The sequence below is a fragment of the Flavobacterium sediminilitoris genome (genome assembly GCF_023008245.1).
Taxonomy (GTDB): Bacteria; Bacteroidota; Bacteroidia; order Flavobacteriales; family Flavobacteriaceae; genus Flavobacterium; species Flavobacterium sediminilitoris.
In genome coordinates, this window is record NZ_CP090145.1 from 2,914,815 (window position 1) to 2,935,190 (window position 20,376).

Genomic DNA, 20,376 nt, shown 5'->3' on the forward strand with positions numbered 1-20,376 from the left:
TTATATTCTTCTATTTTTTGCAATAAAGCAGGACAAATTGGCTTATCCATAACCTTTTCTTTGATTAAATTTCTCTAACTGTATTAACTTTTAGAATTTCTTTTCTGGATAGTTTTTCTAACAAATAGGGTTTGTTATGTATTTATCGTTTTTATAATGAAGTAATTATATGACTATTCATTTTTAATTTCCAATTAAACAAGGTCTCTGTTTCTCCAACTTTAATAAAATTATTTCTTTCAAGAACTTTGAATGATGCAGTATTTGTTTTGTCTGTAGAAGCTAGTATTGATTTTACACTAGACTGTGTTTTAGTCCATTTAATCATACCACTTACGATTTCTGTCATAAATCCTTTGTTCTGAAATTCATCATAAGTACCGTAACCAATTTCTATTTCGCCATTTGTATTTGGTTCTCCAATAATACATAAATCTCCTATTATTTTGTTATCTGCTTTTGAAATTGCGGTCCAAAGTGTTGAATATAAAAAGTTTTTAGTTGAGTCTGCTACATTTGGAAGGATTGTTTGTTCAAACGCTTCTTTTAGTTCAGGTGAAATTGCTCTTGTAGTTGTATTTAAGTTGAGTTCTTCCTCTAATGAATTATCACATTTAGTATATTTTACTAATTGATTATATGTTAATGGTTTTAAAATAAGTCTTTCTGTTTCTATCATTTGTTTGGGTTTTTTATAAGTCAATTATTTTTTTAAAATTCCTTTTTCTACACTTTCATTAATTAAATTCTCGGCATAGTTCCAGATGGCTGTTGAACCGTTTTTAATTGCCTTCTTCTTATCGTAAACTTTTTGATAAGGGACATTAAATTCTACCCATGTTCCACCATTATTAGAGACGTTTTGTAGCAGTGGTTCAAATCGGTCCATTGATTTTGCAAATTTTGCTTCATTTGTGATTCCTTCTTCAAATTCTTCCCAAATAGCGATAAATTCTTTTGCTTGTTCTGTGGGTAAAAGTCCGAAAATTCGCTTTGCGGCAATGAGTTCTTCTTCTGTATTTGTATGGTTTTTTGTAGTGTCATAAATAAATGTATCACCTGCATCAATTTCTACGATATCGTGGATTAGAACCATTTTTACAACTTTAAGTACGTCAATTGGTTTATCAGAATGTTCTGCTAAAACAATTGTCATCATGGCTAAATGCCAACTATGTTCTGCGTCATTTTCGCATCTATCACTGTTGAACAATTTAGTTTTACGTTGAATGTATTTTAATTTATCAATTTCTTTGATAAAATTTACTTGTTTTAATAAATTTTCAACTTGCATTGTTCTATAAATTTTTAATTGTTACTATCATGTTTATTAAAACGACTTGTAGAATTTTAGAAGAAACTTACACATAATGTGCTTGTATAAGATTAGCCATCTGATTTAAACACCTAATTTAGCAAATAAAAATGAAATAGAAAATTTGCAAGAACTTTTAGAAGTAGGAGAGAAAAAACTATTATTTATAGCTTATTGTTGTACATCGTTTTATATTTTTAATCCCATATTTCAGGTCTATTAATTTTCATAGCTCTTAAGTATGAAAGGAATTGTCCTGCGTGAACAGATTCGTGATATCCAATCCGCAATAAATATTTTCCAAGGATTTTTTTTTCTCCATTTCCAGGATGAATGATTTCAGTTTCGTTTAATTCCTTATCCGAAAATTGTCTAACACTTTCTAAAAATGTTTTTCTATAAGATTCGGCAAATTCAAGTTCATCAGCAACGCTAATAAATGGTCGATTTTTCCAAGGTGTTTTATAATTAGTCATATTACCTTTATTAATAATGATATTCCACCCATAATCGGCTTCTAAAACATGTCTAATCATTTCTATCGCGGTCATTGCTTTTTCATCAGGTTTCCAATTGTAATAATCTTTTGGAAGTCCTGTCCAAAGTTTTATGCTTTTTCTTCTTATTTCTGTAAAATTTAAAATTATAAGTTCGGATTGCGTCATTTCTTTTATTTTCTAGAATATTGTTGTTTCACATTACAGGCGAAGTTCTGGTGTTACAAATGGTTTGAGACTAAATTAACCTCATTATTTGTATTTATCAAACTATCGAATTCCGTCATAATAGTTGTTAGTAACTCAACTCGTTTTTTGTGTCTTAGTGTTGATGGATAGCTAAATTTGAATTCCACTTCCTGCAATTATTTTCCACGAAGTATCAAATAGTTTCCATACTCGTAAATATCTAAATTTTCCATCGATGATTTGGTCAGCATATTTTGTTTTTAAATGAAAAGTAACTGCAACAGTGGCAATATTTTCAATTATTTTTATTGTTTGGTCAGTGGCCAAAATGTCATAAACAGTTATAATACCAGAACGATAATTTTCGATGTCCATTTCTTTAGTGATTGTTTGTCCTGTGGGGATATTGAAAATTAGGCTGTCATGCAAAAGTTCGTCAAGAATTTTGATGTCTCCAGATATCATTGCTTTTAAAAGTCTGTTTTCACATTCAATTATTTGCTTCTCTTTTGTCATAATTTATTGTGTTAATTTGTTTAAAATTAATGCCTTGCTAAAACTATATTATGAAAAATTAAGTAGCTTTATTTCAGGATGAGTCATACTTGTTTATAACGGTTGTGTGTATGAGCAGTATCGGAATAAGAATGTCGAACTTTTTGGTTTAGACTAATGTAAGTTACTTGCAAATTTCATTCTTTAAATTTAGAAATAATAAATGAATTTGCAAGTAAGGATAAGGAAAGTACAAACTTTTTATTTCGGTTATTTAAATTAAGTAGGCTACTTTATATTTAGTTGTTTTAAAAAATTACTTTCTTTTATTATGTTGTTCGCAATAATTATTGCTAATATAAAAAGTGATATAATTCCAGAGATTAGGATGTAAATATAAAACCCTTCAGAAAACTCTCGTTTAAAATAGGGCAACAGTTTTGTAAATCCAAAAACATATATAGTAAAACAGATAGGTGTAATTATATAGTTTATGGTCAATCTTAGTTTGTAATGTCTTTTTAGATATTTTTTAAACGATACATTATCTAATGAAATTAATTGATTTTCTTTTTGATAAAGTGAAGCGAATTCTAAAATAATGCGAAAAGTTAGACTAGAAATCATCAATACAAGACCAAAAGTAAAATTATTCCATTGATTATTGATGTTATAAATAGAATAGATTAACAATATTAGGACTGTTAATGCCATAACTGTTATTGCTATAAATTGTCCATACCGTTGTTTTTTAGCTTTTTTGATAATGGTTTCAGGAGATACTATGGTGAAATTACTTTTGTTCTGATTCCATAACTGAGTTAATTTATCATTTTCCATTTGTAATACATTTTAAAAGTGATTGTCTAATTCTGTTTAGCCGAGTTCTTAATGTACCGTGTGTCAAACCTACGGTTTCGGCAATTTCTAATTGAGAAATTTCTTCTAATTCCATTAAAATAATGGTTTTGTTGTTTTGGGTAAGTTGACTAATACAATGGTACATTTGTTCTAGTTGTTCTTCCTTTTTTGTGTATTCCGGTTCTGTAGTAGCTGAAACAACCAGTTTATCGCTAATTTGGGTGTGTAGTTTGGTTTTTCTCAAATCAGCCAAACATATATTGACAGCAATTCTATAAATCCATGTACTTATGGAAGATTTTCCTTTAAAGCTTTTTCTGTGTTGCCAAACTTTTATAAAAGTTTCTTGTTGCCACTCTTTTGCCAAATCTTCATTACCAGAGGCATAACCCAAACACAATCGGAATACTTTAGAAGCATGTGCTTCATATATTTCTGTGAATTGTTTTTCTAGGTTCATTTAATTTGATGCTAAAATCTTTTGAATTTGTTCTATAAACCATTCTGGTTTGTCGAACATCACAAAGTGTGCAGTATTATCTGCAATTATCAAATCATATTTTGATAGATTACCATATTGACTTTGATAAGTTTTTGTAACCATTTCTTTTCCAAATGGTTTATCCGCTGCAATTATTGTTACAGGAATAGAAATATTTTTCAAATCCTCTCTCAAATCTAGTTTAAGATAATCGGTATATCCATAAACATAGGTTTTTCTATCCGCAGAAATTATCCAGTTTTGAATTTGTTTTTGAATTTCTGGATTTAGGCTCATTCCTTTTGCTATACCCTGAGCCATCTGTTCAAAATCATTCTCATTCATAGACAATTGTTGGTTATTAAAAGGGCTGTCATAGGTTAAATTTTCAGGATTAAAATTTGGAATCATAATTGCACCTGCGGCAGGAAGCGCATCTACCAATACAATTTTTGATATTTCATTGTTTTCTCTGCTTGCAAGCCATATTGCAATTGTTCCCCCTAAACTATGTCCAATAACAGTTAAATTTGTCAATTGATTTTGTTTTATATGCTTATCGAGAGCTTCATTTACTTTTGGTAACCAAGGGAAATCTATTGTTTTTTTTCTTCCAAAACCTGCAAGTGTTACCACATGACATTCGTAATTGTCTTTTAATTGATTAACTATACTGTCCCAACTTTCACCTGGTACTGTAAAGCCAGGGATTAACATTATAGGCTTACCCTTACCTATAATTTTTACATGAATGGGTTGATTATTTTCTTGTGCCTGAGTTGACAGAGAAAAAAGGATTGCTAGGACTAAAAAAATATTTTTCATAATTTCTATATTTAAATTTAGCTTTAGATGCAGAAATTATAAAATGTTACATCTCTATCTTTTTTATTTTTTGTCTGCGAAGTTTTTTATCATGGAATACACAACGTTTCTCAGCTATAAGTAACGGTGTGGGTTAGCGGTTAATTTTGCAAGTATACACCAAACTGAAAATCCGCAAGGATTTTCAGAAGTAGGTGAGAATAAGCAATTACTTATAACCTTATTGTTATATAACGTTTTTATTCTGTTTAAAATCGGTATCCAATTCTCAAATGTAAATTCGCTGCTGCTTCATTTTCATTTTCAAGAAATCCAGCTTGTTTAGCAAAAATGTATCTATATCCAATCCCAATTCCTGCTTCATAATTGAAGTGTTTTCCGATGCTTCTTCGTATTCCCCAAGTTGGAATTATTGAAATGTCACTTATTACATTTATATTGTCTGTATTTGAAATTACAAACCAGTCTGGATGATAACTTGTTTTCAATGACACAAAATTCCCACTATTTCCGTCGATTTTTTTTGATTTACTTTCTCTTTTGTTCAGGTTGTAATACCAACGAGGTTCCGCAGTAATTACCGGTGTCATTAAAAAACCTGTTTTATCGTAAAAATCACCGCCCCAAATTCCGCTGTCAAATCCTATTTCAGTCCGCAATGCTATCGAGTTTGATAATTTCGATTCGTTGTGAACCCAAATTCCAAGAAAACCAGTTTGGATTCCATAAGTTGATTTTTCTACACTAGAGTTTTGAGCTTTAGCTATAAAAGTCAGCCCGCAAAAGATTAAAGTTAAAAAGATTCTTCTCATTTGGTTTGATTTTTGTTTTTAAGCTCAATTTTTGTTAAAATGTTTTATAATATTGAAATGTATGACTCGTTGCGGGAAAATCAGCTATGATTTTCTATTGAAAACAAAATATAATGAATTGCAAACCGCAATGAGCTATACACGCTGTTATCAATACTTATTTTTTCAGTTTTCTTAAATGACTGGCAACGTTCCGCGGCTTCACACCGTAGCGGCAATTTAGCAAAAAATATTATAAAAAAGATGAAATAGGAGTAAACAGAGTATTTTCCAAGAATGATAAACTAGCTATGGCTTGAAACCGCTGTTACAGGAAGCCTTTATTATCTATGCGAATGAACAATCTCCATCTCCAAAATTCATTCTCACATTACTAAAATCGGTTTTATTAAATTTTTTAGAAATAATAGATTGTTTAATTTTTTTGTTTTTGTACAAGAACAAATTTGATTTTTTGAGGTTGTGGCAGATGGCTTCATCATAACAGATTATTTCCCTAGTGTTTTGTGTAGCGGCCTGTAGTTTTATAATATTTGAAATAGCAGCTGTATTTTTTAAATCATAATATGTAAATAACACTTTTGTGACATAATTTCTTTTCTGCAGAACAACAAAACCTATGCAAACATTTTTTTCAATTATCTTAATTAATGAAAATTCAAATTCATTATCATAAATTGAAAATTCGTATTTTATTTTGTTTGTTAGGTTTATTAATGGTGCCTTTTGTACCCAGTTATATGCTTTTAGCCATTCAAAAAAGGCTTTGCCTTTATTTGAGATGTCATTTTTATTAAATTGATTTATGAGGCTTAAAGTTTCGTCATCAATAATATTAACATACTCTAAAGATATACCTGTTAGTTTTCCTGAAAGGATTATTTTTTGAAAGTATAACTTTATGTTTATAAAAAAATTGAAAAAATGATCAATTTGATTAAAAAAAGATGAAAGTCTTTTTGTTTTGGGAAAAAGGGTTGGTATGACAAAAGAAAGATTACTTCTTAAAACGGCTTTTATTCCAATGTTTTCTTTTAAAGTTGTAAAATACCCTGATTTATCGTAAACTCTTCTTGCGCTTGGCGTGAACTGTGAAATACCAATTTTACCATTATTTTCTGAATACATGGCATTTAAGATTTCACGACCAATTCCCGTACCTTTCGTCTTTGGGTGTACCCACCAGGTTGATAACCAACCAATTTTTTCTAAACGATTGTTGATGTTTATTTTATCCATGAACAGGCCCATGTAGCCCACTAATTCATTATTTAAATAAGATAGTATTAACACTATATCATTGTCTTCAAGATTTGGATTTTTATGATGCGCATACAGCCGATGCTTACTAATCGGTAAAAAGGAATGGTTCCAGAACTGATTATCTGACAATAGTTCTGGAATGTCTTTTTTATTAATTTTTTTTATTTCAATCATTATCTTTTAATGTTGTATTTACCAATAAATTTATTGAAAAATTTATATAAGTTTTCTGTAACAATTTGTTTTTCTACTTGTTTTGTGGGATTTTCCAAAGAAAACCTTTGAATTATCCTTTTATCAATATCTTTTTTTAAACCCGAATTCCCAAATATCCTTATCGTATTGTCATACTCAAATAATTCGTTTAATAATTTTTTTGAAATTGATTTGTCTGAAAAAGGAAATGCAAAAAAAGAGTAGTCAATTTTGAAATTTTCCTTAAGCCAATCAATAGAATTGATTATTTCTTTTTTTTGTTCCTCGTGTGTTAATTGATTTAACGGTGGATGTGTCATTGTATGGCCACCAAAATAAAAACCGTCATTGATCATTTCCTGTATTTGTTCTTTTGTAACGTAGGGTTTGTGCTCTTTTAGAAATGTTTTGATTTCAATAGTTAACAGCTCTAAAATTTCATTTACTTTTTCTCTTTCTGAAAATTTGATGTTGATGAATTTTTGTTTGAATTCTTCGATAGTTGTATACTCAATAGATAAAATTTGGCTTATTTGGTCTACTACTGATTTTTCAAAATTATTTTTCTTTAGATGTGAAATGATGATACTGATATAATGTTTGTATAATCCTTCGTTATTGTCTACAAAATTTGGGTTGATAAAGAATATTGCTGTAAGGTTATTCTTTTTTAGGATTGGGTAAATGACAGAATAAATTTCCTCTAAACCATCATCGAATGATATTAAAAAATTATTTTCAAGCTTTTTATTTTCTAATAAATCATTAGGGCTTATAGGTTTATAATTTGCAGTTAAAACATTTATATCATTTAAAAATTGTTTGCTATTTTTAAATTCGTATAAGTTTTCTATGTGTGGAACTTGATTATCTCTTACTAAGTGATAGTAAGGAAAAATAGATTGTTTTTTAAATGTTGACAAAAATCCTTTTTTTGATACTTTATACAAAGCGTTCTTAACTATTCCCATAATATATTATCTTTTTAAAGAAAAATGTGATTTGTATTCTTTTTGGTTACCATTACAATCTGTATATACAAGTTTAAACCAATAGTCAGATGAAAATAGATCTTTTGAATTGTACTTTCCATCCCAGTAATCTTGGTTATTCATTAGTGTTTTAACTAATTTACCATACCTGTCATAAATATAAACATTGGAAAAATCTAATTGGTTAGCCCAATTTACTTTCCAAAAATCGTTATAACCGTCTTCATTGGGTGTGAAAAAATTGTTATAGAAAAAGCTTAATGGACAAACCGTGCAGGGTTCAATTCTTGCTAAATATACAGAAGCTTTTTTAATATAGGTGTTTGGCTTTAAAACAATCACTTTCCCTGCTTTCATTCTTATCTCATTATTTGATGCTATAACTTTATAATTGTTTTCTGTTGTAATTGAATTTTGAGCGTTGTATGTATAATTGGAACTATTTTCAATATCGGATAACAAATAACTTTCATTACAGTCGGAGTTGATTGTCTGACTTAATGACAAATTGCAAATAATTAAAAATAGTAATAAAAGGAATTGCCTCATTTTGATTTCAATTTTTTAATTTCTTCATCTTGTTTTTCCACTTTTTTATTCAATTCAATTAAATACAAAGTTAGTTCTTCTACTTTAAGTAATAAAAGTTTATTCATTTCTCCAAGTTCAATACCGTCTTTTTTTACCTCTTGGGCAGATGGAATATATTTTAAATGCTTATTTTTTTTAATGAATGTTTCAACATTTTTCAAAGGCTCTAATTTATATTCTTTATCAAATACAAAATCAGCCCAGTCAGAACTTAATGCAACTCGCACTTCTTCTGTTAAAATTCCACCTTTTGCAAACAAACTGTATGATGAAACATCGACATCACCAACCTGGTTAGGAAAAATACTGGTATTGATTCCAACTTTTCCATTAGTATAAATATTATCACTGATAGAAGTTGCAAAAGTATTGTCGGGCCTGAACCAATCATAATCATTTGTTCCGCCACCAATGAGTGTCGAGGGATTATATTCAAACACATTCCCGGCATTATCGGTTCCTAAAATTCTAAATGGGTTAGTCGCATCGGTCAAATTTTCAAATCGAACTGTTCCATTAATATGAAATAATGAGGTAGGAGTAGCAGTACCGATTCCGACATTGGTACCGTTATCAAATATCTGTGAACAAGTCAAATCTGTCGCGCTTTTTTTGAGCAAAAAATTTGTATTAGCGCAGCTATTGGTTAAACCACCGCCGAATGAAGTCGATAATTGTCTGCTTACATTTCCATTGGCATCCGTTGTTAAGACATAAGTATTTGAAGTTGTTGTGGCTATGTTTTCAAGTCGAACCGTTCCATTAGTATGAAATAATGAGGTAGGAGTAGTGGTCCCTATTCCAAGATAACCATTTGCAAGCATTCTCATCAGTTGAGTATTTCCATTTTCCCATGCAAACAATGGCCTGTTAATTACATTTGTGGCAGTTGTACCCCAAGGAAAATTTCCACTCGGACCTGCTGTTAAATTTAAATTATTTCTTATTTCAGCTCTATAAATCATCATTGGAGAATTGCCATTATCCTGCGCTGAATTAGTAGTAATAAAATGACGGAAAACGTACCTATTATCCGCTTGATGATGTGCCCATAATGATGGAATGAATTGACCATCAATATTTGTTGAGTTGGTGATTTCAAGTAGTTCATTGTTAGCATCAGTAACACTAAAATTTGTTATTCTTTCAGCATTACCAGGACTACTTGTACCTACATTTTGAAATTGACTTTGACTAAATACAAATAGGTTCGTCAATATTGTTAATAATGATAAGATTCTTGTTTTCATTTTTTATATTCTACGGTTTTAAGGTTTCCTGTAACGGTTTCGGTTATTAGTAATTGTTTGGTTTAGTACTTAATTAACTCTGCAAGTATACACCAAACTGAAAATCCGCGAGGATTTTCAGAAGTAGGTGAAGATAAGTAATTACTTATAGTCATTGTTGGCAGTTCGTTTTTTTAATTTGTATAACATCTTATTAGTTTGTCGTTTGATTTCATCCATTCGAAATACTTTTCAGGAAATGGATTGATTTTCAAAATCGAATCATAATGTGTTTCCATAAAATCTTTTTCATATTCAAAGTCGTAGAAGTTATTCAGCGATTTATGTTTCTTAATTAATTCAGTTTTATGGGTCAAGTATAATTCAAGCATAAAGTCAAACCGTATCATTTCATCAAGTATGTTATTTTTCCCGATATATACTTCAGGAAAGTCGTAACCTTGATTTACAATGGAAATATAAATTTCAGATTCATTTTTAAAGGTTTCAAATCCTATTTTCTGATTAAAAACTGTGAATCTGTTTTTCAACAAGTAAATACTTGCATTTTTTTTTAATTGAATAAATAAAGGGTGGATATTCGCTTCCCATCGATTTTCATTAATATTAAGTTCTACTTTGGGTTTACTTTTAAAAAGGTCAGAAATGAATTTTCTAATTTTCAATGTGTTTTCTCAGTTTTCTTAAATGACTGCCAATGTTTTGCAGCTACACTTCAGTGGCGTTAACTGATAAGCGAGCCATTACAAATATAGACAAACTTTGGAAATCCGAAGGATTTTCCAAGTAAAAACAGCCCAAACCATTGAGTGTAACTGCTGTTATGGTGCGTAAACTTATGAAAGAAAGACAAATAACGTTACTCAAAGTATTTTCACGACGAAGTATATTCTTTTCAGATTTAATTTTCCGTAATATTTTCTTTCTGGAATAGAGTAGAAGCAAACATTTACGTTTAGCTTTTCAAAATCATTAAACTTTCCAAACGCTGGTGCTTTCGTTAGCCGAAAAATTCGCGAATGAGACTAACAATTCGGCGATAGAAATTCCGCAAAGTATTTTCAAAACGTTATTTTTCTTTTCTTACTTTTCTAAGTTTAGAATTTCATTAATTTTTTTTCGGAAAGCTGATACGTGTCTGCGGAGTATATGCACTATAACGTTCCGATGCTCGTTATTTTTTAAACTTAGGTTGGAACGTTTTGGTTTTTAATCCAGCGATGTGAAGACAGGAGATAAGGAGCGTTATCAAAAAACAGATGCTTTAGATTCCAAGAATTTGTCTAATCAACTAAAAGCAGGAGTTTTAAAAGGAATTTATATTCCAACGGAAGCGCAGGAACAATTTATGAGCTTAGCTCGACACGGCACTCAGATAACCAAAAAGCTTCGTCAAACATAATCACATATAAAGAGTATGTTGCTTTTTCATGGTATAAAAGTTCCAGATCAGTTTGATAATTTGAATTGGAGTAATGATTTTATTAGTTGGTTAGAGCAATTAAAGTTTAGCACGAGTTGTGGTAATTTGGCTTTACAAGGTAAAATAAGACTTTATAAATTTATCAAATCAGAATATTTAGAAATTGCAAATCAGATGCGATTGCATTGTAGAAAAAATAACAAAAAAGATTATTATCTTCTAAAATCCATCCCAGAATTGGCGGTTATTTAGCCAGTGTAATTATAGCCGAATGTGGCGATTTACGGAGATTTAATACCGAAGCGCAATTTAGCTCTTATATTGGATTAGTTCCTGGAGTTTATAATAGTGGAGATAGTGAAAAATGTTTGGGAATCACACCAAGAAGTCGCTCACAATTTAAAAGTTACTTGATAGAAGCTGTTTGGGTTGCCATTAGAAAAAACATTGAAATACAAAAATATTATAGAAAACACCAAGATAAAAACGTAAAAAGCATCATTTTTAAAGTAGCTCATAAAATGGCACGAAGAATATTATCTGTCATCAAAACCGAAACACTTTATCAAATAAATCATAATTTAGGTAGTAGAACAATAAAAAATAAACAAAGTATAACTATCTTAATAAGCTCAATCATACAAGAGAAATAGACTACAAAACAGCCGTGGTGGCTCGCCTTGTCGAGGCCACATCGCCAAGCAGGTAGCTATTTTATTTATTCTTACAATCATACCGATACTGGTGACTGCGATTAAAAGCAGATCACGTATAGGAGCTGGCTGGAGCTTTAAGAATTTAAAACAAAGAAATATGAAGTAAAAGAGGAAAATCTTTCTTAGCATCATTGATAAAGTTAGTTGCCAACTTTACCAACAGGCCGTATTATGGACTATTTAACTCGAGAAAAAATTAAATACAACCTTATTCAAAGTTGTTAATAACTTAATGGTGCTTTACATAGGAACGGTTGTTAGCAGTAGTTTTTAAAACTTTCTTGAATAACTTCGTCTTAAAAAATCTCGGGTCAATTTACTTTTCAAAATAAATAAGTTAACTTCAATTATTTTTAAATATGAACTGTCAGTCAATTTTGAATATTCATTTATATCTATTTCATTTAGATATAATTTATGTTCAGAATTTAATTCGTTGTAAAATATTACAGTTTTATTTCGGGAATCTGTATTTATTGTCCTGATTTCTTTTTCAATTCTTTCATTAATTTTTCTCAAACTATCATTTAGCCCATCAATTACAATATCCTCTTGAGCTCTTGCTTTTAATAAAGAATTATCATATTCTGTCATCTCTATTGTATAATTTTTAAGCTCATCTAATTTTTCATAAAAAATCTGTTTTTCATTATTCTTACATGATGAAAATAGAGAAATGAAAACGGATAATAATATTATTGAAGTAAAGTTTTTCATAAAATTACATACAACGTTAGACCGCTTGTGGCAGTTGCATAAATTTAAGGTAAAAGATTACAAGTACAAAACTCTTCGTAGAATTTTCGGAGACTTGAGCACTTTGTGCGAACTGGCGTAGCAAATTCCGAATACAAACTAAACCTAGCAATTGCTACAAATGGCTGTTGTGCGTTCGGCTTTATTTACTTTTATCATCGAGGTTTTCTAAAAATTTGATTGGATTATTCAAAAAACTATGAGCGTCTGAATTCTTAATACTAGCTTTGATTTCTTCAAAATCAGCGTTCATTAATTTGCCTTTTCTATCCATAAACATCCAATTGTTTTCTTTACTCAATTCAATCATATTTTTCAAGAAAGTAAATCCATCTTCGCGTAAATCCGCTCTAAAGGAAAATTCAGTTATTGAGAAAGTCTTTTCATTTAGACCCATGAAAGCATCATTATCTAATACTTTAGATTTAGTTTTCCAATTAAAATTTGTTTTGTCGTTACCCCAATCAGCTCTTTTTATAAACGAGTCAATTTTTGGTGTTATTTCATCAGCTTTTTGGTCAATTTCTTTCCAATATAGTTCTGCATCAGATTCAAAATATCCAGTTTCTGTGTTAATTCTTATTTCGTTGGGAATCAAATTATGTTTTTTTAAAATTCCTTCTTTAGAAACAATCGCTAAATAATATTGATAAATTGCCATTTATTTTCGTTTTTTATAAGCTTACGTACAACGTTCCGGTGCTTGGCGAGGTTGCGAGCTTCGGAACTGATTATTTTCTGTTAAAGATAAAATTTCTTGCGAAATGTAAACGTGTATTTACTACAAAATTAGCAATCTTCCCAAACGCTTGTTAGCAGAAGTACTATTTTTTAATGATTATAAAAACAGAAAGTGTAGCCATTATTTCAAACGAAAAGACTGCATTTTACCGTATGTGAAAGACCGCCAGAACCATTCCATAGGTCCGTATTTGAAACGTCTTAACCACCATCGACTATACAAAAGTTGAAATCCGTAAATCATAAGTGTCATTAGCAAAAGCAGACCTGCATTTACTTTGCCTTCCAAATCAAAAATGCGGAAAAAGCCTACGCAAATTATTGTTTGTACAATGTAATTGGTTAAAGCCATGCGACCAACATAGCCCATAGGATTTAAGTATTTTGCCATGTTTTCACGCAAAGAAAGTAAAGACAAGGCACTCACATATACCGCCGCCAAAGCCATATCACTTAATCCCTTCAGGTGCGTTTCTATTCCGCCAGGTTTTGTAGTAAAAACCGAAACAATTACTCTTAATCCCACCGAAATAATTAATCCGAAGATGATAATTTTTGGAAGTAGGTCTTTGTATTGTCGCAATTTTTCAAAGACTTTGATTTGTCCCGCAATTCTTCCCAAGAAAAACATTCCCATTACGAAAGGTCCCATATGTGTTAACCCAAACAAGATGCTTTTTAGAATGCTATCAGACGGAGCACCGGAACCTTCACCAAAAACAGCAGGAAAGGCTGTAACTAAGCCCGATAAGACAAAGCATAATGCTGCCAAGACGAGTAGCCATTGATTGGACAATTTCCGAAATGCCAGCAAAACGAAGCCTAACAAAGCATAAATTCGCAATACATCGCCCCACCAAAAGAATGAATGTAAAATACCAAAGCCTAAGAGTATCAACAATCTGCGTGGATAAAAGGACAGAATATTACTTCCTTTGGCTTCGGCTCTTGATAATTGTACCGAAAATCCTAAACCAAATAAGAAGGAGAAGATGATATAGAATTTACCTTCCGTAAAATATTCGTTAAACCATAAAGCCAATTGGTCGTACCATTTTGGAGACTCCGAGTTTATAATCATTTGCGAAAAATCGTGATTGGGCAATGAAAACGCCATAATATTCACCGCCAAAATTCCAAATACAGCAAATCCACGCAGGATATCCAAAATGTAAATTCGCTCACTGGGTTGTACAATTTGTTGATTATCTTTTGTCATTAGAACTTATTTTAATGGTTAATCATTACTTTTTCAAAACGGAAAGAATAATCCAATCCATCGCTACTTGTATGTGGCATATGAGGATCTTGGTTGCGTGGGTTGAAAAACTCTACAATCTTAAAACCGCATTTATTCACATAAAAATGAATGTTCCGCTTCTCAAAATAAGGTGTGTGTGTTTCCCAAACCTTGGTTTCGGGATACATCTTTTCCACCATCGCCCACGCCTTAGTGCCCACACCTTTGCTGTGGACATCGGGGTTGATGAAAAATAAGTCTAAAGAGTTGTGATGAGTTATTTTATGTATGGAAAGTATGATTCCGCCCACCCAAACGCCATTGTTCAGAATACGGTAAGCTACCGATTTTTCTCTATTAAGTGAATTCTCGATATCATTTTCTGGCAAAATCATTTCATCTGATTCTCCAAATTCTTCTGTATAAGCTTTTTGAAAAGCAATTTGATTGTATTTAATAAACTGCTGCTTATGTTCTTTTTCTAAAAGTTCTAAGGTGATTTGCATTTCATTTTATTTTGGGTAAAAATACAACGAAAGGAAAGGCAAGATTTTGACATTTGTCAAAAAAGGAGCTGACAGGAGAAAGGGATTGAAATGAGAATGTTATGTTACTTTTTGCGGATACGGCTTATTGTTTCGAGTGTTACACCCAAGTACGACGCGATGTGCCCCAACGATACACGCTGCAATATTTGAGGATTATCTCGTACTAGTTCATCATAACGTTCGGTAGCTGAAAGAGTTTGTAAGGAGAAAATTCGGTCCTCCAGAGCAAGTGAATAGGCTTCGGTAGCCAATCGTTCTATAGTGTTGATTTCAGGATAAAGGTTGCACAATTCATATAAATTTTTCCTTGAAATAGAATGAATGATACTATCTTCCAAGAATTGTATATTTTCTTTGGCAGGAAATTTAAAAAAGAAGGTTCTTGAAGAAGTAACTACTTCATTTTCTGTTGCGAAAAGGGAGTTTATTTCTTTATCTCCTTTTCGATAAAACATTCGAACTAATCCTTTTTCAATAATAAAAAGTCCAGAAGAAGTTTGTCCCTCTTTGATATAAAAACTACCTTTTTTATACTCGTGTCGCACGACTCTATTCTGAAAATCCAGTTCAGCTTCTGGGGATAAACTTCCAAAATTTTTAAACTCTTTAACTAATAGATTCATTTGATATGCTAAACTTTTGTTGTTTGCTAAACTTTAACGGGAAGTCAAAGTATTTTTGCTAACGGTTGGTTGTGGCAGTTGCATAAAATTATAACAAAAGTTTACAAGTACAAAATTAATCGTAGAATTTTCGGAGACTCGAGCACTTTGTGCGAACTGGCGTAGCAAAATTCCGAACATAAACTAAACCTAATAATTGCTACAAATGACTGTTGTGCGTTTGCTTTTATATTTATTCTGAAAATTTATTTAGGATTTCCATTGCTTTTTCAGTGTCATTTTTGTCTACAAAAATATGGTCGTGATAGAATGCTGCAACTACATTACAACTAATTCCATTTTCTGACAAAGCTTTTGAAAATGCAGCAGTTAGTCCAACAGCTTCTAATGAAGAATGAACTGTTAATGTAATCCACGAAGCAATAAAAGAATATTTTAGATTCAATTTGTCTGCAATTTCTATTTTAGTAATTATTGTAATACTTTCTTCTTCTCTGAAAGACATTACAATTTCATTCAATTTTATTTTTTCTAAATCTTCGATTTCGCAGAATACAAATTCGCCTACATTGTGTTTAGGTTTCATTGTTTTTAAAAGTATTTCTAAATTTTTTTCTCCGTTCATTTTTTTATTTTTTTTCTAGCGTTTTATTTGGCTAAAGTGATGCACAACGGTTTGAGGCTTGCCGAAGTGGGGGAATTAGACGAACAAATGTTCAGTTTTGCACAGGTACCAAATAGAATTACTAATGTTCAATTTAGCACATCTGCCCTCATTTTGGCAAATCCTTGTTAGCGGTTCGTTGTTCTACGCATTAAATTGTCTTAAATGGTGGTCATTATGTTTAAATGCAAAAATTCCGATTTGCTCCTTGGTCATTTTGCCAAAGAAGTCGTGAATGAAATTGTCGTTTGAATAGTTTTCGTAGGATTTAATCTGTTCTATCCAAATTGATTTTAGAGTTGTTAAGTCGTTAACTTTTTCCTTAACTGTAAATGCTTTTCCTGCTGGCATATTTTTGCCGATTGGCTTATCGTCTTTTGTGTTGCTCTTTAATGCCATTCTGCCAAATATTTTTCCAATAAAATCTTGTTTGTAAACAAAATCTTTCGTTCCTAAAACCCACTCGTTCCATATTGTACAGTGCTTGTGCATTTGATAAACATTCATCTTACCCCAAACAGGTTCGTTTTTTTCATTTAGTGAATTAATTCTCTGAACTAACTCATCTCTTGTAGATTTGTCAAATATTGTTTTCATTTGTCAAAGTTGTTTAAAGGCTGTAATGAAAAATAGTTGCCTGAATCATCTCTAAATAATGCTTCTGTACCATAGAATTCTTTTGTAGGAGGCTTAATAAATTCTACTCCTTTTTCTTTCAGTTCTTCGTATGTAGCGAAAATGTCATTGCAGGTCAATACACCACAACCAAATATTCCTTTCTTAATAAGGTCAATTAATGATTCCGCAACTTCTTTTGGAAACATTTTGCTTACTTTGACTGGAAACAATACAAGCTGTAAGTCTGGTTGTTCAGGTGGTGAAACTGTCAACCAACGACTATCTGCTCCCATTGGAATATCGTCTACAAGTTTGAAGCCTAACTTGTTTACATAGAAGTCATAGGCGCTATTTTGGTCTATGACGTGAATGTTTGTAACTGTCAATTTTGTTATCATTGCTTTTTCTTTTTAATTATTAAACTCAATGCAAAGGTTAGCAATAAATTATTTATTCTCATCTCCAAAATTGCTATTCTTTGTCCAACCGTGCATAAATGAATAACAACTTGGTACAAAAGTTAAAGGCGAAGTTTCAATTTTCGCTTTTCTTTCATTGTATTGGTTTGTGTAATCGGAAGGAGTCTTGCCAACTAACTTGGTAAAGAGTCCGCTAAATGTGCTTACGCTATCAAAACCAACCAAAAAGCAAACATCTTTGACAGATTTGTTTAATTGCAAATATTGTTGAGCTTTTTCAATTCTTACTGTTGTGAGATATTGGTGTGGCGTTTTTCCGTAAATAGATTTGAATAATCTTATAAAATGAAATTTGGAAAAATATGCTTCGTTCGAAATGTTGTCAAGGTCAATTTTTTCAGAATAGAATTTGTCAATGTAAAGTTTGGCTTGAACAATTCGTCTGTACAAATAGATTTTTGGATATTGTTCTGTTGTCATTTTCTTGTCTTGTCAATATTTGTAGGATGTCGCTTTACAATGACCGCTAACGGTTTACAGCTAGCCGTCTGTGGCGACGATTTAAGAGTAGCTTTAACAAATATAAAATTTTTTTGGTTATCTGCGGTTTTTCCGAAGGAAAACCAAACCCAAGCCATTAGTTTAACTACTGTTGTAGGTAGTTAAAAAGTAGTTTTATTAAATTTGTTGTCTTTTAATTCGTAACCCAAAATATCGTTACCAATTAGTTTTTCTTTTTCACTACAATCAGCACAAATAAATTTAGTAAATTCATTTTCAGAGGTTCTGGTAAAGCCGCGATAATTGTCATCTATTACCCAAAATATATCAGTATTTTTTATTCGTTTAAAAATTTTAACATCTTTAATTTCAGACCAAAATTCGATTTCAAATTCTTTGGTATCATCAATTATTCTTATTTTTTTGTAGTACTCTGGATCTCTGAATACTAATAAGTTTTCTGAAATTGATATTTTTATTTTGACATTTTTATCATTTATCTCATAACTTTCTTTAGGGAAGTTTGTAGCTAAAAAATATAAGCAAATCGAAATCAAGGTAAATATTATTAGTCTTTTCTTCAAAATTCAGTTATTAATTACCTATAACGTGTTGTCGCTTATGGCAGTTGCGTAAATTTAAGACAAAAGTTTACAAGTACAAAAGTCCTCGTTGAATTTTTGGAAACCCGAGCACAAAGTGCGAACTGGCGTAGCAAAATTCCAAACATAAGCCAAGTTTAGCAATTGCTACAAACCGCTGTTGGCAGATCAGTTTCTTTCAGATAATATTTACATTTATATTTTCTCTTAAAAAGTTTTTTGTAGTTTCAATTTCTGTTAAATTAAGTTCTAGGTGTGAAAATATATAATTTTTGTTTTCACTTTGTTTAAATTCAATATTGTTTTCATTAATAATTACTTTTTCGACAGTTTCAATTTTAAGTGTTTCAAAAACTTTTCCATTTTCAAGATATAAGTTTCCATTTTCTTTTCTTATTAAAACGCTTGGAATAAAGATTAGTCCTTTAAAAATTAATATTATTCCTGATAAAAAAGTTAATATTACTGTAGTTTTTCCTTCATATTTAAAAAACAATATTAATGAAATTAAACAAAAAAATACGCCACCAATAAAAGGTAAAATATGATAATAGCTATCATTTTTACTTCTAATTCTGATTTCGTTTTTAGGTTTATTTTTTAGATATTTATTTGATTTGTAAATGTCAAGAATTAAGAAGAAAATCCAAATAAAAGGAAAAATTTGACTTAATTCTGGAATGTATTTATCAATATCAATAATAAATGAAATTACAATAAATAGTAATACTACAATTGTAAGTATTATTTCTGATTTTGATTTAGTTTTCATCGATTTTTCTGTTTTTTAGCAAGTTTCCCAAACTGTCTGTCAACGGTTTCGGCTATGTGAAGTGGCGTGGTTTAGCGTTAAACATAGCTAGTATACACCAAACTGAAAATCCGCAAGGGTTTTCAGAAGTAGGCGAGAACAAGTAATTACTTATAGCCATTGTTGTAGTGCGTTTTTATTTTTCGTTCATATTTATTAAAATCCATGGAAATTTATCTGGATTTGGACAAGTCCCAATTAGGTTTTCACATTCTTCATTATTCAGAAAATCGGTAAAATTCAAAATTGTTACTTCTCTTATACAGAAACACTCCGCACAATCATCTTCGATATCCATTCCGTGATACTCCTTTTCGTGTTCCTCGATAAATCTGTTTATCCAGTCTAAACTTGGAAATACTAATTTTACAAGGTCAGGTTTAACAGGTACGCTATCCGTTTTAATTCTCCATTCACGTTCCCAAGTAAAGTCTAACCTTCCATCCATCACTGGGTCATAACTCACATATCTCCAATTTATGTCAGCATTAGCTCTCTGTTTTTCCGCCTCTTCACGTGTTGAGTAAATTACAGGTCGACCACCATTTTGAAAAACATCTTTTTTACAATATTGAAGTCCAAATGGTGTGTATCGCGAGAAATATTTTGATTCCAATTGTCCGTTGTTGGTCAGACATCTTATGGGCGATTCTGTATAACATACGCAATTGTGTCCGCCTAATATCATTCCATTGCTACCTTTTAATTCTCCTGCTTTTATAATATTTTTCAGATTTTGGTATGCACTTTCATACTCCAAAGATTTATCCTTTCCTTTGGTGAAATGAATTAAATTTTCGCAATGGTCAATTCTAATCATAAGTTTAGTTCAAATGGTACACAACGGTCTGCCGCTTGTGGCAGTTGCTTAAATTTAACACAAAATATTACAAGTACAAAACTCCTCATGGAATTTTCGGAGACTCGAGCACTTTGTGCGAACTGGCG

The 20,376-nt window shown here is 30.9% G+C and carries 28 protein-coding genes; 3 read left to right on the top strand and 25 right to left on the bottom strand.

From position 1 onward, the window contains the following. Positions 1-151: 151 nt before the first annotated feature. From LXD69_RS13285 to LXD69_RS13345, 13 genes are all read right to left on the bottom strand, one after another. The gene (locus LXD69_RS13285) at positions 152-679 is read right to left on the bottom strand and encodes a GNAT family N-acetyltransferase (protein ID WP_246915764.1); all 528 of its coding nucleotides are present in this window, start codon (positions 677-679) and stop codon (positions 152-154) included. Between the two features lie 24 nt (positions 680-703). Continuing rightward, complete coding sequence (locus LXD69_RS13290) at positions 704-1,294, bottom strand: HD domain-containing protein (RefSeq protein WP_246915765.1); 591 nt, start codon at positions 1,292-1,294, stop codon at positions 704-706. A gap of 218 nt (positions 1,295-1,512) precedes the next feature. Continuing rightward, positions 1,513-1,980 carry a DinB family protein gene (locus LXD69_RS13295; RefSeq protein ID WP_246915766.1) on the bottom strand — a complete coding sequence of 156 codons (468 nt, stop codon included), beginning with the start codon at positions 1,978-1,980 and terminating at the stop codon, positions 1,513-1,515. A 171-nt stretch (positions 1,981-2,151) separates the two neighbouring features. After that, on the bottom strand, positions 2,152-2,517 hold the full coding sequence (locus LXD69_RS13300; protein WP_246915767.1) for a nuclear transport factor 2 family protein: 366 nt from the start codon (positions 2,515-2,517) through the stop codon (positions 2,152-2,154). Positions 2,518-2,784: 267 nt separating this feature from the next. Further along, complete coding sequence (locus tag LXD69_RS13305; RefSeq protein WP_045971359.1) at positions 2,785-3,336, bottom strand: hypothetical protein; 552 nt, start codon at positions 3,334-3,336, stop codon at positions 2,785-2,787. Next, the gene (locus tag LXD69_RS13310; protein WP_246915768.1) at positions 3,326-3,817 is read right to left on the bottom strand and encodes an RNA polymerase sigma factor; all 492 of its coding nucleotides are present in this window, start codon (positions 3,815-3,817) and stop codon (positions 3,326-3,328) included. The genes LXD69_RS13305 and LXD69_RS13310 overlap by 11 nt, the downstream gene beginning before the upstream one ends. Further along, positions 3,818-4,663, bottom strand: coding sequence for an alpha/beta fold hydrolase (locus tag LXD69_RS13315; RefSeq protein WP_246915769.1), 846 nt, complete (start codon positions 4,661-4,663; stop codon positions 3,818-3,820). It abuts the gene before it with no gap. A gap of 248 nt (positions 4,664-4,911) precedes the next feature. Then, complete coding sequence (locus LXD69_RS13320) at positions 4,912-5,475, bottom strand: hypothetical protein (RefSeq protein ID WP_246915770.1); 564 nt, start codon at positions 5,473-5,475, stop codon at positions 4,912-4,914. 327 nt (positions 5,476-5,802) lie between these two features. Continuing rightward, the gene (locus LXD69_RS13325) at positions 5,803-6,912 is read right to left on the bottom strand and encodes a GNAT family N-acetyltransferase (RefSeq protein WP_246915771.1); all 1,110 of its coding nucleotides are present in this window, start codon (positions 6,910-6,912) and stop codon (positions 5,803-5,805) included. Beyond that, on the bottom strand, positions 6,912-7,904 hold the full coding sequence (locus tag LXD69_RS13330; RefSeq protein ID WP_246915772.1) for a polysaccharide deacetylase family protein: 993 nt from the start codon (positions 7,902-7,904) through the stop codon (positions 6,912-6,914). Before LXD69_RS13330 ends, LXD69_RS13325 begins: the two co-directional genes overlap by 1 nt. 6 nt (positions 7,905-7,910) lie before the next feature. Beyond that, positions 7,911-8,474 carry a T9SS type B sorting domain-containing protein gene (locus LXD69_RS13335; protein ID WP_246915773.1) on the bottom strand — a complete coding sequence of 188 codons (564 nt, stop codon included), beginning with the start codon at positions 8,472-8,474 and terminating at the stop codon, positions 7,911-7,913. Continuing rightward, complete coding sequence (locus LXD69_RS13340; RefSeq protein ID WP_246915774.1) at positions 8,471-9,766, bottom strand: hypothetical protein; 1,296 nt, start codon at positions 9,764-9,766, stop codon at positions 8,471-8,473. Before LXD69_RS13340 ends, LXD69_RS13335 begins: the two co-directional genes overlap by 4 nt. 173 nt (positions 9,767-9,939) lie before the next feature. Continuing rightward, positions 9,940-10,431 (bottom strand): hypothetical protein, encoded by a 492-nt coding sequence (locus LXD69_RS13345; protein ID WP_246915775.1) that lies wholly within the window; start codon positions 10,429-10,431, stop codon positions 9,940-9,942. 557 nt (positions 10,432-10,988) lie between these two features. On the opposite strand from LXD69_RS13345, the gene LXD69_RS13350 reads away from it, so the two are divergent. From LXD69_RS13350 to LXD69_RS13360, 3 genes are read left to right on the top strand one after another with little or no spacing between them, the layout of a single operon-like run. Next, positions 10,989-11,168, top strand: a complete 180-nt coding sequence (locus LXD69_RS13350; RefSeq protein ID WP_246915776.1) for a hypothetical protein — start codon at positions 10,989-10,991, stop codon at positions 11,166-11,168. Positions 11,169-11,183: 15 nt separating this feature from the next. Further along, a complete protein-coding gene (locus LXD69_RS13355) occupies positions 11,184-11,441 on the top strand; it encodes a hypothetical protein (RefSeq protein WP_246915777.1) in 258 nt (85 codons plus the stop codon). Between the two features lie 11 nt (positions 11,442-11,452). After that, positions 11,453-11,842, top strand: a complete 390-nt coding sequence (locus LXD69_RS13360; protein WP_246918883.1) for an IS110 family transposase — start codon at positions 11,453-11,455, stop codon at positions 11,840-11,842. 333 nt (positions 11,843-12,175) lie between these two features. On the opposite strand, the gene LXD69_RS13365 is transcribed toward LXD69_RS13360, so the two are convergent. The 12 genes from LXD69_RS13365 to LXD69_RS13420 all read right to left on the bottom strand — a co-directional run bounded on the left by LXD69_RS13365 (position 12,176) and on the right by LXD69_RS13420 (position 20,248). Further along, entirely contained in the window at positions 12,176-12,622 is a 447-nt protein-coding gene (locus tag LXD69_RS13365) for a hypothetical protein (protein ID WP_246915778.1), read from the bottom strand. A gap of 181 nt (positions 12,623-12,803) precedes the next feature. Next, a complete protein-coding gene (locus tag LXD69_RS13370) occupies positions 12,804-13,322 on the bottom strand; it encodes a hypothetical protein (RefSeq protein ID WP_246915779.1) in 519 nt (172 codons plus the stop codon). Positions 13,323-13,523: 201 nt separating this feature from the next. Next, positions 13,524-14,621, bottom strand: a complete 1,098-nt coding sequence (locus tag LXD69_RS13375) for a DUF418 domain-containing protein (protein WP_246915780.1) — start codon at positions 14,619-14,621, stop codon at positions 13,524-13,526. 11 nt (positions 14,622-14,632) lie between these two features. Next, positions 14,633-15,148, bottom strand: coding sequence for a GNAT family N-acetyltransferase (locus tag LXD69_RS13380; protein ID WP_246915781.1), 516 nt, complete (start codon positions 15,146-15,148; stop codon positions 14,633-14,635). A 104-nt stretch (positions 15,149-15,252) separates the two neighbouring features. Further along, complete coding sequence (locus LXD69_RS13385; RefSeq protein WP_045967018.1) at positions 15,253-15,813, bottom strand: Crp/Fnr family transcriptional regulator; 561 nt, start codon at positions 15,811-15,813, stop codon at positions 15,253-15,255. A 232-nt stretch (positions 15,814-16,045) separates the two neighbouring features. After that, entirely contained in the window at positions 16,046-16,438 is a 393-nt protein-coding gene (locus LXD69_RS13390) for an ACT domain-containing protein (RefSeq protein WP_246915782.1), read from the bottom strand. A gap of 183 nt (positions 16,439-16,621) precedes the next feature. Further along, a complete protein-coding gene (locus tag LXD69_RS13395; RefSeq protein WP_246915783.1) occupies positions 16,622-17,074 on the bottom strand; it encodes a DUF1569 domain-containing protein in 453 nt (150 codons plus the stop codon). Further along, positions 17,071-17,493, bottom strand: coding sequence for a VOC family protein (locus tag LXD69_RS13400; RefSeq protein WP_246915784.1), 423 nt, complete (start codon positions 17,491-17,493; stop codon positions 17,071-17,073). Before LXD69_RS13400 ends, LXD69_RS13395 begins: the two co-directional genes overlap by 4 nt. Positions 17,494-17,541: 48 nt before the next feature. Beyond that, entirely contained in the window at positions 17,542-17,994 is a 453-nt protein-coding gene (locus LXD69_RS13405) for a helix-turn-helix transcriptional regulator (protein WP_246915785.1), read from the bottom strand. A gap of 182 nt (positions 17,995-18,176) precedes the next feature. Further along, entirely contained in the window at positions 18,177-18,572 is a 396-nt protein-coding gene (locus LXD69_RS13410; RefSeq protein ID WP_246915786.1) for a hypothetical protein, read from the bottom strand. Positions 18,573-18,795: 223 nt separating this feature from the next. Beyond that, complete coding sequence (locus LXD69_RS13415) at positions 18,796-19,389, bottom strand: hypothetical protein (RefSeq protein ID WP_246915787.1); 594 nt, start codon at positions 19,387-19,389, stop codon at positions 18,796-18,798. A 175-nt stretch (positions 19,390-19,564) separates the two neighbouring features. Next, positions 19,565-20,248 (bottom strand): hypothetical protein, encoded by a 684-nt coding sequence (locus LXD69_RS13420; protein ID WP_246915788.1) that lies wholly within the window; start codon positions 20,246-20,248, stop codon positions 19,565-19,567. Positions 20,249-20,376 lie beyond the last annotated feature (128 nt).

Bases quoted from the DNA above. Each gene is read 5' to 3' on its own strand.
- LXD69_RS13285 (WP_246915764.1), bottom strand. From the start codon at position 679: ATGATAGAAACAGAAAGACTTATTTTAAAACCATTAACATATAATCAA.
- LXD69_RS13290 (WP_246915765.1), bottom strand. From the start codon at position 1,294: ATGCAAGTTGAAAATTTATTAAAACAAGTAAATTTTATCAAAGAAATT.
- LXD69_RS13295 (WP_246915766.1), bottom strand. From the start codon at position 1,980: ATGACGCAATCCGAACTTATAATTTTAAATTTTACAGAAATAAGAAGA.
- LXD69_RS13300 (WP_246915767.1), bottom strand. From the start codon at position 2,517: ATGACAAAAGAGAAGCAAATAATTGAATGTGAAAACAGACTTTTAAAA.
- LXD69_RS13305 (WP_045971359.1), bottom strand. From the start codon at position 3,336: ATGGAAAATGATAAATTAACTCAGTTATGGAATCAGAACAAAAGTAAT.
- LXD69_RS13310 (WP_246915768.1), bottom strand. From the start codon at position 3,817: ATGAACCTAGAAAAACAATTCACAGAAATATATGAAGCACATGCTTCT.
- LXD69_RS13315 (WP_246915769.1), bottom strand. From the start codon at position 4,663: ATGAAAAATATTTTTTTAGTCCTAGCAATCCTTTTTTCTCTGTCAACT.
- LXD69_RS13320 (WP_246915770.1), bottom strand. From the start codon at position 5,475: ATGAGAAGAATCTTTTTAACTTTAATCTTTTGCGGGCTGACTTTTATA.
- LXD69_RS13325 (WP_246915771.1), bottom strand. From the start codon at position 6,912: ATGATTGAAATAAAAAAAATTAATAAAAAAGACATTCCAGAACTATTG.
- LXD69_RS13330 (WP_246915772.1), bottom strand. From the start codon at position 7,904: ATGGGAATAGTTAAGAACGCTTTGTATAAAGTATCAAAAAAAGGATTT.
- LXD69_RS13335 (WP_246915773.1), bottom strand. From the start codon at position 8,474: ATGAGGCAATTCCTTTTATTACTATTTTTAATTATTTGCAATTTGTCA.
- LXD69_RS13340 (WP_246915774.1), bottom strand. From the start codon at position 9,766: ATGAAAACAAGAATCTTATCATTATTAACAATATTGACGAACCTATTT.
- LXD69_RS13355 (WP_246915777.1), top strand. From the start codon at position 11,184: ATGTTGCTTTTTCATGGTATAAAAGTTCCAGATCAGTTTGATAATTTG.
- LXD69_RS13365 (WP_246915778.1), bottom strand. From the start codon at position 12,622: ATGAAAAACTTTACTTCAATAATATTATTATCCGTTTTCATTTCTCTA.
- LXD69_RS13370 (WP_246915779.1), bottom strand. From the start codon at position 13,322: ATGGCAATTTATCAATATTATTTAGCGATTGTTTCTAAAGAAGGAATT.
- LXD69_RS13375 (WP_246915780.1), bottom strand. From the start codon at position 14,621: ATGACAAAAGATAATCAACAAATTGTACAACCCAGTGAGCGAATTTAC.
- LXD69_RS13380 (WP_246915781.1), bottom strand. From the start codon at position 15,148: ATGCAAATCACCTTAGAACTTTTAGAAAAAGAACATAAGCAGCAGTTT.
- LXD69_RS13385 (WP_045967018.1), bottom strand. From the start codon at position 15,813: ATGAATCTATTAGTTAAAGAGTTTAAAAATTTTGGAAGTTTATCCCCA.
- LXD69_RS13390 (WP_246915782.1), bottom strand. From the start codon at position 16,438: ATGAACGGAGAAAAAAATTTAGAAATACTTTTAAAAACAATGAAACCT.
- LXD69_RS13395 (WP_246915783.1), bottom strand. From the start codon at position 17,074: ATGAAAACAATATTTGACAAATCTACAAGAGATGAGTTAGTTCAGAGA.
- LXD69_RS13400 (WP_246915784.1), bottom strand. From the start codon at position 17,493: ATGATAACAAAATTGACAGTTACAAACATTCACGTCATAGACCAAAAT.
- LXD69_RS13405 (WP_246915785.1), bottom strand. From the start codon at position 17,994: ATGACAACAGAACAATATCCAAAAATCTATTTGTACAGACGAATTGTT.
- LXD69_RS13415 (WP_246915787.1), bottom strand. From the start codon at position 19,389: ATGAAAACTAAATCAAAATCAGAAATAATACTTACAATTGTAGTATTA.
- LXD69_RS13420 (WP_246915788.1), bottom strand. From the start codon at position 20,248: ATGATTAGAATTGACCATTGCGAAAATTTAATTCATTTCACCAAAGGA.